The sequence below is a fragment of the Bradyrhizobium sp. S3.3.6 genome (genome assembly GCF_040546905.1).
Taxonomy (GTDB): Bacteria; Pseudomonadota; Alphaproteobacteria; order Rhizobiales; family Xanthobacteraceae; genus Bradyrhizobium; species Bradyrhizobium cytisi.
The window spans coordinates 690724-704712 of the sequence record NZ_JBEPOT010000001.1 but is presented as its reverse complement, the minus strand read 5'-3'; the positions used below and the strand labels follow the sequence as shown (position 1 = coordinate 704712).

The 13989-nt window shown below is 65.0% G+C and carries 12 protein-coding genes; 5 read left to right on the top strand and 7 right to left on the bottom strand.

From position 1 onward, the window contains the following. Positions 1-107: 107 nt before the first annotated feature. Positions 108-644, bottom strand: coding sequence for an REP-associated tyrosine transposase (locus ABID59_RS03400; protein ID WP_354082433.1), 537 nt, complete (start codon positions 642-644; stop codon positions 108-110). Positions 645-984: 340 nt separating this feature from the next. Further along, positions 985-1953: a CarD family transcriptional regulator gene (locus ABID59_RS03395; RefSeq protein WP_354082432.1), complete on the bottom strand. Its 969-nt coding sequence runs from the start codon at positions 1951-1953 to the stop codon at positions 985-987. A 466-nt stretch (positions 1954-2419) separates the two neighbouring features. Here ABID59_RS03395 and purD point away from each other — a divergent pair, with 466 nt between their 5' ends. Further along, complete coding sequence (gene purD, locus ABID59_RS03390; protein ID WP_354082431.1) at positions 2420-3703, top strand: phosphoribosylamine--glycine ligase; 1284 nt, start codon at positions 2420-2422, stop codon at positions 3701-3703. A gap of 146 nt (positions 3704-3849) precedes the next feature. Next, positions 3850-4755, top strand: coding sequence for an alpha/beta fold hydrolase (locus tag ABID59_RS03385; RefSeq protein WP_354082430.1), 906 nt, complete (start codon positions 3850-3852; stop codon positions 4753-4755). Here ABID59_RS03385 and ABID59_RS03380 read toward each other — a convergent pair. Further along, positions 4752-5210: a nucleoside deaminase gene (locus ABID59_RS03380; protein WP_354082580.1), complete on the bottom strand. Its 459-nt coding sequence runs from the start codon at positions 5208-5210 to the stop codon at positions 4752-4754. The two genes, ABID59_RS03385 and ABID59_RS03380, sit on opposite strands and share 4 nt — an antisense overlap. Positions 5211-5329: 119 nt before the next feature. Between ABID59_RS03380 and ABID59_RS03375 the strand changes: the two genes are divergently transcribed. Both ABID59_RS03375 and rsmD read left to right on the top strand, forming a co-directional pair. After that, positions 5330-7411, top strand: a complete 2082-nt coding sequence (locus tag ABID59_RS03375; RefSeq protein WP_354082429.1) for a pseudouridine synthase — start codon at positions 5330-5332, stop codon at positions 7409-7411. 1 nt (position 7412) lies between these two features. Further along, positions 7413-7970 (top strand): 16S rRNA (guanine(966)-N(2))-methyltransferase RsmD, encoded by a 558-nt coding sequence (rsmD, locus tag ABID59_RS03370; RefSeq protein ID WP_148751089.1) that lies wholly within the window; start codon positions 7413-7415, stop codon positions 7968-7970. A 1-nt stretch (position 7971) separates the two neighbouring features. Here the strand turns inward: rsmD and mutL are convergent, their stop codons facing one another. Further along, on the bottom strand, positions 7972-9783 hold the full coding sequence (gene mutL / locus ABID59_RS03365; protein ID WP_354082428.1) for a DNA mismatch repair endonuclease MutL: 1812 nt from the start codon (positions 9781-9783) through the stop codon (positions 7972-7974). 367 nt (positions 9784-10150) lie between these two features. Between mutL and ABID59_RS03360 the strand changes: the two genes are divergently transcribed. Continuing rightward, the gene (locus ABID59_RS03360; RefSeq protein WP_354082427.1) at positions 10151-10564 is read left to right on the top strand and encodes a hypothetical protein; all 414 of its coding nucleotides are present in this window, start codon (positions 10151-10153) and stop codon (positions 10562-10564) included. 64 nt (positions 10565-10628) lie between these two features. On the opposite strand, the gene arfB is transcribed toward ABID59_RS03360, so the two are convergent. The 3 genes from arfB to ABID59_RS03345 all read right to left on the bottom strand — a co-directional run bounded on the left by arfB (position 10629) and on the right by ABID59_RS03345 (position 13951). Next, on the bottom strand, positions 10629-11051 hold the full coding sequence (gene arfB / locus ABID59_RS03355; RefSeq protein WP_354032971.1) for an alternative ribosome rescue aminoacyl-tRNA hydrolase ArfB: 423 nt from the start codon (positions 11049-11051) through the stop codon (positions 10629-10631). A 120-nt stretch (positions 11052-11171) separates the two neighbouring features. After that, positions 11172-12563 (bottom strand): M16 family metallopeptidase, encoded by a 1392-nt coding sequence (locus tag ABID59_RS03350; protein ID WP_502916772.1) that lies wholly within the window; start codon positions 12561-12563, stop codon positions 11172-11174. Next, positions 12560-13951 (bottom strand): M16 family metallopeptidase, encoded by a 1392-nt coding sequence (locus ABID59_RS03345; RefSeq protein WP_354082426.1) that lies wholly within the window; start codon positions 13949-13951, stop codon positions 12560-12562. Before ABID59_RS03345 ends, ABID59_RS03350 begins: the two co-directional genes overlap by 4 nt. Positions 13952-13989 lie beyond the last annotated feature (38 nt).

Below are 13989 nucleotides of genomic sequence, written 5' to 3'. Positions count from 1 at the left end.
TGTGGGAGAGGGCATCTCCGCTGGTCAACGCAGGCTCACTTGGGTGAGGGGTTCTCTCGGCAAGAGCTCGTAGGATGGGTTGAGCCCTTGCGAAACCCATCGCTTCTCTATCCCCGTTCTCCGTAATCGCGGCCGTCATCCGACTGATCGCCGGCCCAATCGGCCGGGTAATTGCCGAGCTTTACGTGGCGATGAAACGAGGAGGGCGCCCAGTCACGTACTCTGTCGACAAGCCCGTGCTTGATCGGATTGATATGAACGTAGTCGACATGCCGCGCGAAATCGACTTCGTCGCGAATGGTATGCTCCCAATATCTGCGTTGCCAGATGCCCCGTTCGCCTTTGGCCGCGCGGCTTTGGGATATCCTCTCGTTGCGCGCCAGACCGCGCGAAAAGGTGGATTTGATCAACTGCCAGCGCATTGCAAAATCGACATCACCCTCCGGTAACGTCCACACCGTGTGAAGGTGATCAGGCAGCACCACAATGGCATCGATCGTGAATGGATGGCGTCGGTGCGTTTCGCGAAACGCGATGCGCAACAACCCGACATGATCCGTCAGCAACGTTAGCTTCCGCTCCGCCAGGTTGACGGTGAAGAAGAAACACCCACCCGGAACGAAGTTGCGGCGGTACGCGGTCATGACGGGACGTTACCACGAAACAAGTGCGATGGGTTTCGCAAGGGCTCAACCCATCCTACGCGCTGAATCGAATGGCACATTACGCAAATTGCGTTCACGGCGGTCAGCCTCGCCACGCCTTTTCTCGCCGTTTCGCTCAGCTTCCAGACTTCATGTCCATGCAGACGCCTTTTGCGGTTGCCACAAATCGAGCATTCGCGGAGACGGTCACGAGTAGCCCGGCTCAACTTGCGCCACCGGCCTTGCCCGAGACCTACTTTGTTGGAGCGGAGGTTCATCTGCCAAAGCGGCTCCGGAACCAACTCGACTCGTAGAACGAACCGCCTAGCCATGGTGCTGCTCATTCAGCGGGAGCGGAGGAGCGCGAAAATTGGCGCTCGACCTCACTCACCGCCACCTCAATGTCCAGTCCGCGCGCAATCGCCACTTCCCTGGTGAACCTGTTCAAAACCGTTTTGTACATTTCCTCGCGCCGCAGCCATGGACGCATCTCACGAAGAAGCCGGGCCAGCTCCAGTATGTCGCCAGATTCGATGCGCGCCAGGAGTTCAATCGTCTGCTCGCGCAAATCATCTTCGTAGCCAGTAAGCACGGAGAGTGCGGCGTCGACCTGTGCGGCGTCGGATATCTTGCGCATTCCGACATTGGCCACCTTGGCCGTGGGAACGCGTAGCGTCATGCCCTCGTCCGCAAAGTTGATGACAAAAAGCTCCAGCTCGGCGCCTGCAATAGTTTGTCTCTCGATGTCTAAAATCTCGCCAACGCCGTGGGCAGGATAAACAATGAATTGATTGACGGCGAAGCCGTTACGCTCGCGCACGGACGGGGCCGCAATTTCCTCCTCAGCGCCCGTCGCGGGCTTGCTGCTCGCTTTCAAGAGCTGCTGGGCGTGCGCCTGCTCGCACAGACCACGGAGCGTGTGCACCATGTTTGCCACATGCTCTTTCGGAAGCGAGGCCGTAAGGCGCTGGGTGTGGGCCTGCCACTCTGAATCACCATGCGTGCAAGCGGGCGCGCTGATGAACACGGTGGCCTGCAAGTCGTCATTCTTACGTGTAACGAGAACGGCGCTCGCTTCGTAGTCTCGCACCGCGTTACGGTATTGTGCCTTCGCAAGATAGCCGCCCAAGCACATTCCTGGAGAGACTTCGACCAGGAGGGGAGCAAGGAAATCGCTCCCTCGCGTAAGCGTGGCGGCTTCAACCTCTTCGTTCCAGAGAGGTTCACCCCATTCGTCTACGGGCGGACTCGCCAATTGGACGACACCCAGGGGTACCTTTGTCCCGTTGCGTGACCAGCCGAACACCATCGCCCCCTCCCTTGTTCGCCCGCACGATATCTCCCTCGCATGCGCGAGTCATGCAAAATGGAATCGCAGGGATTCCGAAACGCCGCGTTGTATAAAACTAAAATGGACATAATACGCCATACGCTCTGACGGCGATCAAATTGATGCTCGCGCAGCCTCAGGGACGTCTCGTCAGAAGCTCATCGGATGGAGAAGGCCGCTGGCACCCGCGGTAGAGGGGGCGATCGCCCCTACGCATCGCGACAGGCTGGCGGCGGTCGCAGGTTCGGCGATGTTCGTCATTCCGCCGAAAGTGGGCATAGATTCCGAGGGTCGCCGACCGTTCTGCGCGTGGCGCGGCCCGATGGCTTTCGGCCTCGCGCCACGTGCGCCCCGGAATGACGGGGAGTTCGGGGCGTTTCCCCTTGAGACCCGCCCCGATTCGTGCGACCTCCGCCCCCAGCAAACCCCTCATTTCGAGCCCTCGATGCACATTCTCCTGCTTGGTTCCGGCGGCCGCGAACATGCTCTGGCGTGGAAAATCGCGGCCTCCCCCCTGGTGACCAAATTCTGGTGCGCGCCCGGCAATGCCGGCATCGCGCGCGAGGCGGAATGCGTGGCGCTCGATGTGGCCGACCATGCCGCCGTGATTGCCTTCTGCAAAAAGAATGCGGTCGAGCTCGTGGTGGTCGGTCCGGAGACGCCGCTGGCGGCCGGCATCGTCGATGATCTCACCGCCGCCGGCATCAAGGCGTTCGGGCCGAACAAGATTCCCGCCCAGCTCGAAAGCTCCAAGGGTTTTACCAAGGCGCTCTGCACCGAATTCGGCATTCCGACAGGCGCCTACAGGCGCTTCACCAATGCCAATGATGCGCGGGCTTACGTGCAGAGCCAGGGCGCGCCAATCGTCGTGAAGGCCGACGGGCTTGCCGCCGGCAAGGGCGTCGTCGTCGCCAAGACCGTGCGCGAGGCCGAGGACGCCATCGCCATGATGTTCGAGGGCGCGTTTGGCGAGGCCGGCACTGAGGTCGTGATTGAGGAATTTCTGCCGGGGCGCGAGATCAGCTTCTTCGCGCTGTGCGATGGCGAGACCGCGATTCCGCTGGCCTCCGCCCAGGACCACAAGCGCGTGTTCGACCACGACGTCGGCCCGAACACCGGCGGCATGGGCGCCTATTCGCCGACGCCGCTGGTGACGCCCGCGATCCACGACGCGATCATGGCCAAGATCATTTTGCCGACGGTCGCCGGCATGAAGCAGCGCGGCACGCCGTTCCGCGGCATTCTCTATGCCGGCATCATGCTGACGACGCAGGGCCCAAAGCTGTTCGAGTTCAACGTCCGCTTCGGCGATCCCGAGTGCCAGGTGCTGATGCTGCGCATGATGTCGGACATCGTGCCGGCGTTCCTCGCCGCCTGCGACGGGCAGCTGAAGAATTTCGATCTGCGCTGGTATCCGGAATCCGCGCTGACCGTGGTGATGGCCGCGAAGGGCTATCCCGGCGACTATCAGAAGGGCACGCGGATCGAGGGGCTCGATGACGCCGCCAACGTCGAGACCGTCGAGATCTTCCACGCCGGCACGGTCGAGAAGGACCGCGCCATCTTCGCCAATGGCGGCCGCGTGCTCAATGTCTGCGCGCTGGGGGCGACCGTGACGCAAGCGCAGGCGCGCGCCTATCAGGCCGTCGACCGCATCAACTGGCCGGAGGGCTTCTGCCGCCGCGATATCGGCTGGCAGGCGGTGGAAGCCGAGAAGGCCAGAGGCTGATAAAGCGCTGACAGCGTTTTTTGCTGTTCGCTGCGCAAGGTCTGGCCGCTGCCCGTCGGCGCTCCAAAAATGTGCAGGCGGGTCTTGAACTTAGCTACTGTGCATGGGGTTGTTTTCGACGTTTTTGTTCTGAGGTGATGGAACCGATGTCTGATCTCGCCGACCTCTACCCCAGCTTCGCCTCCGAATGGATCAACACCTCGTTCGGCCGCATCTTCGCCCGCGTCGGCGGCAAGGGGCCGCCGCTGCTGCTGCTGCACGGCTTCTCCGAGACGCATGTGATGTGGCACCGCGTGGCGCCTGAGCTCGCCGACCGGTTCACGCTGATCATCGCCGACCTGCCGGGCTATGGCTGGTCCGACATGCCCGAGAGCGACGCGCTGCACATGCCCTACAGCAAGCGCGCGATGGCCAAGGCCATGGTCGAGGCGATGGAGAGCCTCGGCCACGTGCACTTCGCCCTCGCCGGCCATGATCGCGGCGGCCGGGTGTCGTATCGGCTGGCGCTCGATCATCCCGGCCGGCTGTCGAAGCTCGCCGTGCTCGATATCCTGCCGACCTATAATTACTGGGAGCGGATCAACCGCGCCTATGCGCTGAAGATCTATCATTGGACCTTCCTCGCCCAGCCCGCGCCGCTGCCGGAGACGCTGATCGCGGGCCAGGCCGAATTCTTCCTCCGCTTCAAGATGGCGAGCCAGACCAAGTCGAAGACGCTGGACGCGATCGACAAGCGCGCGCTCGCGCACTACATCGCCCCGTTCCGCGATCCCGCTCGCGTGCATGCGATGTGCGAGGACTACCGCGCCGGCGCCTATATCGACTACGACCTCGACAAGGCCGATTTCGAGGCCGGCAAGAAGATCACCATTCCCATGTTGGCGCTGTGGGGCGGCGTCGGCATCGCCCAGGCCGCCGCGACCCCGCTCGATATCTGGAAGCAATGGGCGACCAATGTCGAAGGACAGCCGGTGGACTCCGGCCATTTCCTCACCGAGGAGAACCCGGACGTCACCGCGAAGGCGCTGCGGGAGTTTTTCACGGGCGGTTAACGCCGCTCGCGAAAGAACTCCTTGAGCAGCCGCGCCGCCTCGCTCTCGCCGACCCCGGAATAGACATCCGGGGCGTGGTGGCAGGTTGGCGACGCGAAGAACCGCACGCCGGACTCGACCGCGCCGCCCTTGGGGTCGGCCGCGCCGTAATAGAGCCGGCGGACCCTTGCAAAGGAGATCGCGCCCGCACACATGGTGCATGGCTCCAGCGTCACGTAGAGATCGCAGTCGACCAGGCGCTCGCTGCCGATTTTGCTGGCCGCCTCGCGCAGCGCAATGATCTCGGCATGGCCGGTAGGGTCGTAATCGGTCAGCGTCCGGTTTGCGGCGGCGGCGATCACCTCGTAATTGCGGACCACCACGCACCCGATCGGAACTTCGCCCGCCTTTCCGGCATTTTCGGCCGTTTTGAGCGCCAAATCCATGAAAGAGGGGGCTTTCAAGCCTCGTATCATCCGAAGAAACCTGCTAGTAGCTGCGCCTTCAGCAGAAGTGCTTACCGAATTTGCCTGAGCATGCGGCTCGACATGAGCGCGCACAATGCTTTTTGGCCACCTCCTGAGTGAGATTATTCATGCCTCGCGACAGCGACAAAGACAACGATTCCCGCGGCCGGCGAGGCCCGGCCAAAGGCGGCCGCAGCGGCAAGCCGCGCGGTCCCGACAAGAAATTCGCCAAGCGCGGCTTTGAGCCCAAGGGCGACGGCGATAAGCGTCCACCCCGTGGCGACCGCGACAGCCGCCCGCCCCGTGGCGACCGTGACAGTCGTCCGTTCCGCCCCCGCGCGGATGGCGATGCGCCGCGCCGCGATTTCAGCGACCGTCCGAAATTCAAGCGCGATGACCGTGGCGGCGAGCGCAGCTTCAAGCCGCGCGGCGACCGTCCGTTTTCCGATCGTCCGTCGCGCGATGGCGAGAAGCGCTCGTTCAAGCCGCGCGGTGACCGTCCGTCCCACGGCCGCGACGACCGTCCGCCGCGCAGCCGCGATCGCGACGACGCGCGTCCCGCCGGTCGCTTCGGTGACAAGAAGTTCGGCGACAAGCGGCCGTATGCGCCGCGTGGCGATCGTCCGGAGCGCAAGTTCGACGGCGAGCGGAAGTTTTCGCGCGATCGCGGCGAGCGGGACGATTCAAAGCCGTGGCAGAAGCGCGATGATCGTCCGCGCGGCGACCGGCCGCCGCGCAAGGACTTCGGCAAGGGTCCCCGCAAGGATTTCGGTGGGCGTGACCGCAGCGAGGACAAGCCCTGGCAGAAGCGCGAAGGCGGTGGTGAGGACCGTCCGCGCTTCTCGCGCTCACGCGACGATCGCGCATCAGGTGATCGTCCGTTCCGGGAGCGACCCAAGTTCGATCGACCCAAGTTCGATCGACCAAAGTTCGATCGCCCGCGTGAGGACCGTCCGAAATTCGATCGGCCCCGCCGCGATGGCGATGGCGACCGCGGTGCGCGCGGCGGCGACCGCCCGAAATTCGATCGCCCGCGCGAGCGTTCCGAAGGCCGCTCCGACTGGCACGAGCATCCGCGCAACGAAGGCCGCTTCGGCGACCGTCCGCGTCGTGAAAACGAGGACGAGAGCAGGATCTTCGAGAAGCGTCCGGCCTTTGGTGGCCGCGGTGCCTATCGCCAGCGCGATCGCGATTTCGAGGGCCGGCCGCGCCGGGAAGAAGCGCCGAAGCCGAAGAAGGCCGGCGAACGCATCGCCAAGGCGCTGGCGCGCGCGGGGCTCGCTTCGCGCCGCGATGCCGAGGAGATGGTCACGCAGGGCCGCGTCACCGTCAACGGCCGCGTGATCAACTCGCCGGCGCTCGACATCACGCGCAATGACGTCGTTTTGGTCGATGGCAAGCCGTTGCCGGAGCGCGAGCGCACGCGGCTGTTCCTCTATCACAAGCCGCGCGGGCTGATGACGACGCATGACGACCCCGAGGGCCGTCCGACCGTGTTCGACAATCTGCCGGAAGGGCTGCCGCGGCTGATCTCGATCGGCCGGCTCGACTTCAATACTGAAGGCCTCTTGCTGCTCACCAATGACGGCGGCCTCGCACGCACGCTTGAGCTGCCGGACACCGGCTGGCTGCGGCGTTACCGCGTTCGCGCCCATGGCGACGTCACGCAGGCCCAGCTCGATCAGTTGAAGGAAGGCATCGAGGTCGAGGGCGTCAAATACGGTCCGATCGAGGCGACGCTGGAGCGCGACCAGGGCGCCAATGTCTGGCTGGTGTTTGCGATCCGCGAAGGCAAGAACCGCGAGGTGCGCAACGTCTGCGCTCATCTCGGCCTCGAGGTGAACCGGCTGATCCGCGTCTCCTACGGTCCGTTCCAGCTCGGCGAGGTGCCCGAGGGCCAGGTCGAGGAAATCCGCGCGCGCGTGCTGCGCGATCAGCTCGGCGAAAAGATCATCGAGAAGTCGGGCGCGCAGTTCGACGTGCCGCAGAAGTCATCGTCGAGCGACGACGCCGAAGCGCCGCGCGAGAAGAAGCCTGCCGCCAAGCGCGATGTGATCGCTGACCGCAAGGGCCGCCGCGTGCTGGTGCAGCGCACCGGCGGCGACGAAGCGCGCGAGCGCAACGAGGCCGAGGCGAGCGGCTACGGCCCGCCGCGTCGTCCCAAGCGCGGCTATCACGGCAAGCGCGATCTGACGCCGCGGGAGGACTAGCTTGCGCGTCGTCGGCGGTCGTTTGAAGGGGCGCAATCTCGCCTCACCGTCTTCGCGTGACATCCGTCCCACGGCGGATCGCCTGCGTGAGTCGGTGTTCAACATCCTCGTGCACGCCTATGACGATCCGATCGAGGACGCACGCGTGCTCGACCTCTTTGCCGGCACCGGCGCGCTCGGCATTGAGGCGTCCTCGCGCGGCGCGAAGTTCACGTTGTTCGTCGACAACGGCGCGGAGGCGCGCGCGCTGCTCCGCAACAACGTCGAGTCACTCGGCCTCGGCGGCGTCACAAAAGTCTATCGCCGCGACGCGACCGATCTCGGTCCCGCACATCCCGTCGAGCCGTTCTCGCTGGTGTTTCTCGATCCGCCCTACGGCAAGGGCTTTGCGGAGAAGGCCCTCGCGTCCTTGCGCGATGGTGGCTGGCTGACGCCAGGGGCACTGCTGGTGGTCGAAGAGGCGAAAGCCGCGCAATTCGTGACGCCGGAGGGGTACGAGGAATTGGAGCGGCGGGCTTACGATGACACGGAGTTCGTGTTTTTGAAGCGCAACCCGTAACTCACCTTCGCCCGAACAACTTCTCCACATCGGCCAGCTTCAGCTCGACATAGGTCGGCCGGCCGTGATTGCATTGGCCCGAGTTCGGCGTTTCCTCCATCTCGCGGAGCAGCGCATTCATCTCCTCCGGCCGCAGCCTTCGGCCGGCGCGCACCGAACCGTGGCAGGCCATGGTGGCGGCGACGTGCATCAGGCGGCGCTCCAGCGGCAGCGCCTCGTCCCATTCGGCCATGTGCTCGGAGAGATCGCGCAAGAGCGCGCCCGCATTGGTCTTGCCGAGCAGCGATGGCGTCTCCCGCACCGCCACCGCGCCGGGACCGAAGGATTCGATCGCAAGACCAAATGATCCGAGCTCTTCGCTGCGTTCAAGCAGCCGCTCCACCGTGGCCTCGTCCATCTCGACGATCTCGGGGATCAGCAGGATCTGCCGCTGCACGCCGTTCTCGGCAAGCGATGCCTTCAGCCGTTCATAGACGATGCGTTCATGCGCGGCGTGCTGGTCGACGATGATGAGACCGTCGCGGGTCTGCGACACGATATAGGTCTCGTGGAGCTGCGTACGTGCAGCGCCGAGCGGACGGTCGACGAGATCGGCCACGGGCTGCGCCTCGAACCGAACGTCGGCGCTGGGCGCGCCAACGTCGAACGCGGCCTGCGTGCGCTCGGCGAAGGCGGGCGCAGCGGAGCCTTCGAACGACGGCATTGGTGCGATCGGCGCGGATGGCGAAGCCCGCCAGTCCCAGCTTGCGGGGCGCGGCGTGAAAGCAGGCCGGAACGATGACAATACGGTCTCGCCGCTGTTGGCGGCGGTACGGCGGCCCTCGCGCGCGAGACCTTCCTTCAGCCCGTGCACGATCAGCGCACGCACGAGGCCGGCGTTGCGGAAGCGCACCTCGGTCTTGGCCGGATGCACGTTGGCGTCGACTTCGCGTGGATCCAGCGTGACGAACAGCGCCAGTACCGGATGCCGGTCGCGCGGCAGATAGTCGGCATAGGCCCCGCGCACAGCGCCCAAGATCAGCTTGTCGCGCACCGGACGGCCGTTGACGAAGAGATATTGGCCGAGCGCGTTGGCCTTGGTCAGCGCAGGTGCTGCAGCATAGCCGGCGACGACGACGCCCTCGCGCTCGGCATGGACCTCGAAGGCATGGCTGCGGAACTCCGTGCCGAGGATGTCGCCGAGCCGCGTCAGCCGCCCGGCGGCACCGGGCAGCGCGGCGGCCCAGGTCACCGGTGCACGCTCTTCACCCGCAAGTGTGAAGGCGACATCGGGCCGTGCCATGGCGAGCCGCCGCACCACCTCGCGGATCGCTTCCGCCTCGGTGCGGTCGGTTTTCAAGAATTTCAGCCGGGCCGGGGTCGCATAGAAGAGATCGTTGACCTCGACGCGGGTGCCGTGCGCGAGCGCGGCCGGCATGATCTCGGATTTCTCGCCGCCCTCGACAGTGAGCGCCCAGGCATGCGGCTCGCTGGCATGCCGCGTCGTGATCGACAGCCGTGCGACCGAGCCGATCGAGGGCAGCGCCTCGCCGCGGAACCCGAGCGTGCGGATCTGGAGCAAGTCCTCATCGTCGAGCTTGGACGTGGCATGGCGCTCGACCGCGAGCGCGATATCCTTCGCCGTCATCCCGCTGCCATCGTCGGTGATGCCGATCCGCCGCCGCCCGCCGCCATCGGTGAAGACGTCGATCCGGCTCGCGCCGGCATCAATCGCGTTCTCGACCAGTTCCTTGACCACGCTCGCCGGACGCTCGACCACCTCGCCGGCGGCGATGCGGTTGACGACCTGCTCTGGCAATTGGCGGACGGGCATGGGCTCGGTCTGGGGATTCGCTGGACGCGCTATTCTATGCCGTGTTGCGTCAAAAGCATGTGCCAAGCAACAGGATCGTGATCCAGTGGGGAAGGTTGTGGACCATTGTGTTGAAGCCATTGGACATTCGAGCAAATCGCGCGCGGGCCGTCCTCCTCCCTCAGTCCTGATTGTGAGACCCGGAGAGCAGGTGCTGCGGCGTGCGCAGATTCTAGGCGGCGTCAAAGATGCGGTGGTAGTAGCGGGCTGTTTTGCAGGAAGAGAAGGTGCTCGGTCTATGGACTGTTCCGCGTTGCCTTATATGCGGAGCACAATTCCGCGAAACCGCCGTCAAATCCCTAAACGATGACCACATGATCCGGATTGCATGACTATCGCGTCGCTTGATTTCTTTGCGAGATGCAATGGCCCGGTGCAGACGAGCGGCGCAGGGAACGGCCGTGCCATTCATCGCGAAAAAATCCAGGAGAGATGGATGAAGTTGGTGAAGACCTCGATGATCGCATGCGCTCTATCGGCTCTTGTTGCCGCGCCCGTACTCGCGCAAGGCGCACCACCCGCCAAGACAGGCGGCACCGTGCAAAGCAAGCCCATGCAAGGCAGCACGATGGGCAGCGGCGACGAGGAGATGAGTGGTCAGCCTGGCGCAGCGGGTGAGAAGACCGGAATGAAGTCGACCAAGAGCACCAGAGGTACGGGCGGCACGACGGGCAGCGCTGTGCACAAGGGGACCGCCGACGATGCCGCGACGGGCGGCGCGGCCACGGGCAAGCGTTACTAGACTAGGACGGTAGAACTCCGGTCGCGCCCTGCGACCGGAGTTTCTTCAGGCTGCGTCCGTCTTGCTAATCGTCGAAACCGCGGCCGCCTCCGCGTCCGGCCTTGATGTCGCTGCGGCGCTTCTTGCCCTCGAGGCGGCGCTGCTTGGAGCCAAACGTCGGCTTTGTCGCACGCCGCGGCGTCGGCCGTATCATCGCCTCACTCAGGATATCGACAAGCCGGTCAATGGCGTCCTGGCGATTGCGCTCCTGGGTGCGGAAGCGCTGGGCGTGGATCACGATCACGCCGTCCTTGGTCATGCGCTGGCCGGCGATGCGGGCGAGCCGGATCGCCGCATCCTCCGGGATGGTCAGCTTGCGCGTGTCGAAGCGCAGCTGGGCCGAGGTCGCGACCTTGTTGACGTTCTGCCCGCCCGGGCCGGAGGCGCGGACAAAGCCGATCTCGATGTCGTCCTCGTCGATGACGAGATCGCGGGATATCCGCAGCATGATGGCACCATTCGTGATGCCCGGACATATCGCGGACGTCCATTTTCGGCAATGGTGCAGCTGGAAATGCCGGCGAGCCCGGCCATTTCAGGAAACGTCAGGAGACGTCAGTCCGACTTGTCAGTCCGACTTGGTCGCCGGTGCTGCAGCCGGCTGTGCGGCAGCCTGCGGGGCGCGGCCGACGATGACGGTCAAAAGCCCCTGGGCCCACAGCCGCTTGGCAGCGGCCTTGGCGTCGTCCAGCGTCACCGCGTCGACGATACCGTTGCGCTTCTCGATATAGTCGATCGGCAGCTTGTCCTGCTGATACTGCAGCAACGCCTGCGCGAGCTTGGAGGAGGTGTCGAGCGCCAGCATCTGCGAACCCTTGAGATAGGACTTGGCCTCGTCGAGCTCCTTCTGCGTCGGGCCCTCGTCGGCGATGCGGCGCACCTCCTTCTCGATCGCATCCATGGTGTCGCCGGCACGGTCGGCGCGGGTGCCGGTGTTACCGATGAAGATCGCCGAATGCTCCATCCAGAGCAGGGATTCGAATACCGAATAGGCCAGACCGCGCTTCTCGCGGACCTCACGATAGAGCCGCGAGGACAGGCCGCCGCCGCCGAGGATATGGTTGACGACATAGGCCGCCATGAAGTTCGGATCGCTGCGCATCACGCCGGGACCGCCGAAGGTGATCACGGTCTGCGGCACGTCGAGCGGCACGAAGGCGCGCTGCGGCGGCTTGGCGGCTTCGACGTCGGGGACCGGCGTCAGGGTGGCCTTGGCAGGCAAGCTCCCAAAAGTGTGGTCGAGCAGCTTGCCGAGGGTGGCCGGATCGACATCGCCGACGACGGCGATCTTCAGCGTGTCCTTGGCGAGGATACGGCCGACATAATCCTTCATGTCGGCGACCGTGATGGTCGGCACGCTCTCCAGCGCGCCGGCGGTCTGCTGCCCGTAAGGGTGATCGCCGAACGCCATCTCCAGGAATTTGCGGCTCGCGAGCGAGCTCGGGTTGGTGGTGTCGCGGCGCAGGCCCGAGATCACCTGCGAGCGGATGCGTTCGACGTCGGCGGTGTCGAAATGCGGCGAGGTCAGGGCCGAGCGCAGCAGGTCGAAGGCCTCGTCCTTGTTGTCACGCAGCATGCGCAGGCTGCCGCGGAAGGTATCGCGGGTCGCGCTGAAGGAGAGCTCGATGGCGCGGCGGTCGAGCCGCTCATGGAACGTCTTGGAATCGAGATCGCCGGAGCCTTCGTCGAGGAGGTCGCCGACCAGATTGGCGACGCCGGGCTTGTCCTTGGGATCCTGCGCCGAGCCGCCGGCAAAGGAATATTCCATGGCGATCAGCGGCACGGTTGCGTCCTGGACGAACCAGGCCTCGATACCGCCCGGCGAGACCAGGTGCTGGATTTTTGCCGCCGCCTGCGAGGGCGAGACCGAGGCAAGCGCGAGTGCCGCGCCGGTGGCGACGGACAATACGAAGTGACGTGTGCGTAGGAAGTGTCTTGCGCGAAGGAAGGAATGGGTCACGAACGCTTCTCCTCGCGCTTGGCGGTAGCGGTATCCTTGATCAGATAGCCGGTCACCGAGCGCTTCTTTTCGAGCCAATTTTGTGCAGCTTGACGGACCTGCTCGGCGGTGACGGCGCGGATGCGGTCGGGCCAGCTTCGGATGTCCTCGATCGACAGGCCCGTGGTCAGCGCGCCGCCATACCAGCGCGCCAGCACCGCCTGATTGTCCTGGGCGTAGATCGCCTCCGCGATGAGCTGGGTCTTGACCCGCTCGAGATCCTCGGCGCGGATCGGGTTCGCAACGATGTCCGCGATGACGCCGTCGATGACCTGCTCGATGTCTGCGAAGGTGATACCGGATTTCGGCGAAGCCGAGATCGTGAACTGGGTCGGGTCGAGCGAGATGCTCGAGTAGCTGGCGCTCGCGGAGACCGCGAGCGGCTTGTCGACGACGAGCGCGCGGTAGAGATAGGAGTTGCTGCCGCTGCCCATCAACTGCGCCAGCACGTCGAGCGCGGCGCTCTCGCCGGCCGCAGCCGTCGTCGCCGAGGGCACCAGGTAAAAGCGACGAAGGCTCGGCTGTTCGACGCGCGGGTCGGACAGCGTGACGGTGCGCGGTGCCGCCGGCTCCGGCTCCTGCGGGCGGATGCGCCGCGCGGGGATCGCCGGCTGGGCCGGGATCGGGCCGAAATTGCGTTCGACCAGCGGGCGCACATCGGCGGCCTCGACGTCGCCGGCGATCACCAGGATCGCGTTGTTCGGCGCGTAGAAGCGGCGGTAGAAGGCGAGTGCGTCCTCGCGATTGAGCTTCTCGATCTCCTGGTGCCAGCCGATCACCGGCCGGCCATAGGGATGGTTGAGATAGAGCGCGGCCATGACCTGCTCGTTGAGCCGTGCGTCCGGGCTGTTGGCGACGCGCATGTTGTACTCTTCGAGCACGACGTCGCGCTCAGGCAGCACATTCTCGTCCTTGAGGATCAGGCCAGTCATGCGATCGGCCTCGAACTCCATCATGCTCGGCAGTTGCTCCCGCGGCACGCGCTGGTAGTAGTTGGTGTAGTCGACCGAGGTCGAGGCATTCTCGTTGCCGCCGACGCGGAGCACGGTCTGCGAGAATTCACCGACCGGGTGCTTCTCGGTGCCCTTGAACATCAGGTGCTCGAGGAAGTGGGCGAGGCCGGATTTGCCCGGCGTCTCGTCGGCCGAGCCGACCTTGTACCAGATCATCTCCGTGACCACGGGCGTGCGGTGGTCCGGGATCACCACGACCTGGAGGCCGTTGCTGAGCGTGAAGCTGGCGGGCGGCGCCGACGTGACCGTCGTCTGGGCGGTTGCGCTGCCGACGTCGAGGGCAGATGTCGAGAGCAGCGCGGCGAAGAGGCAGGCAACCGATCGGTGTGAGGACATCACGATCCTTGTGAAAGCCCGGACCCTGAGGTCCGGGC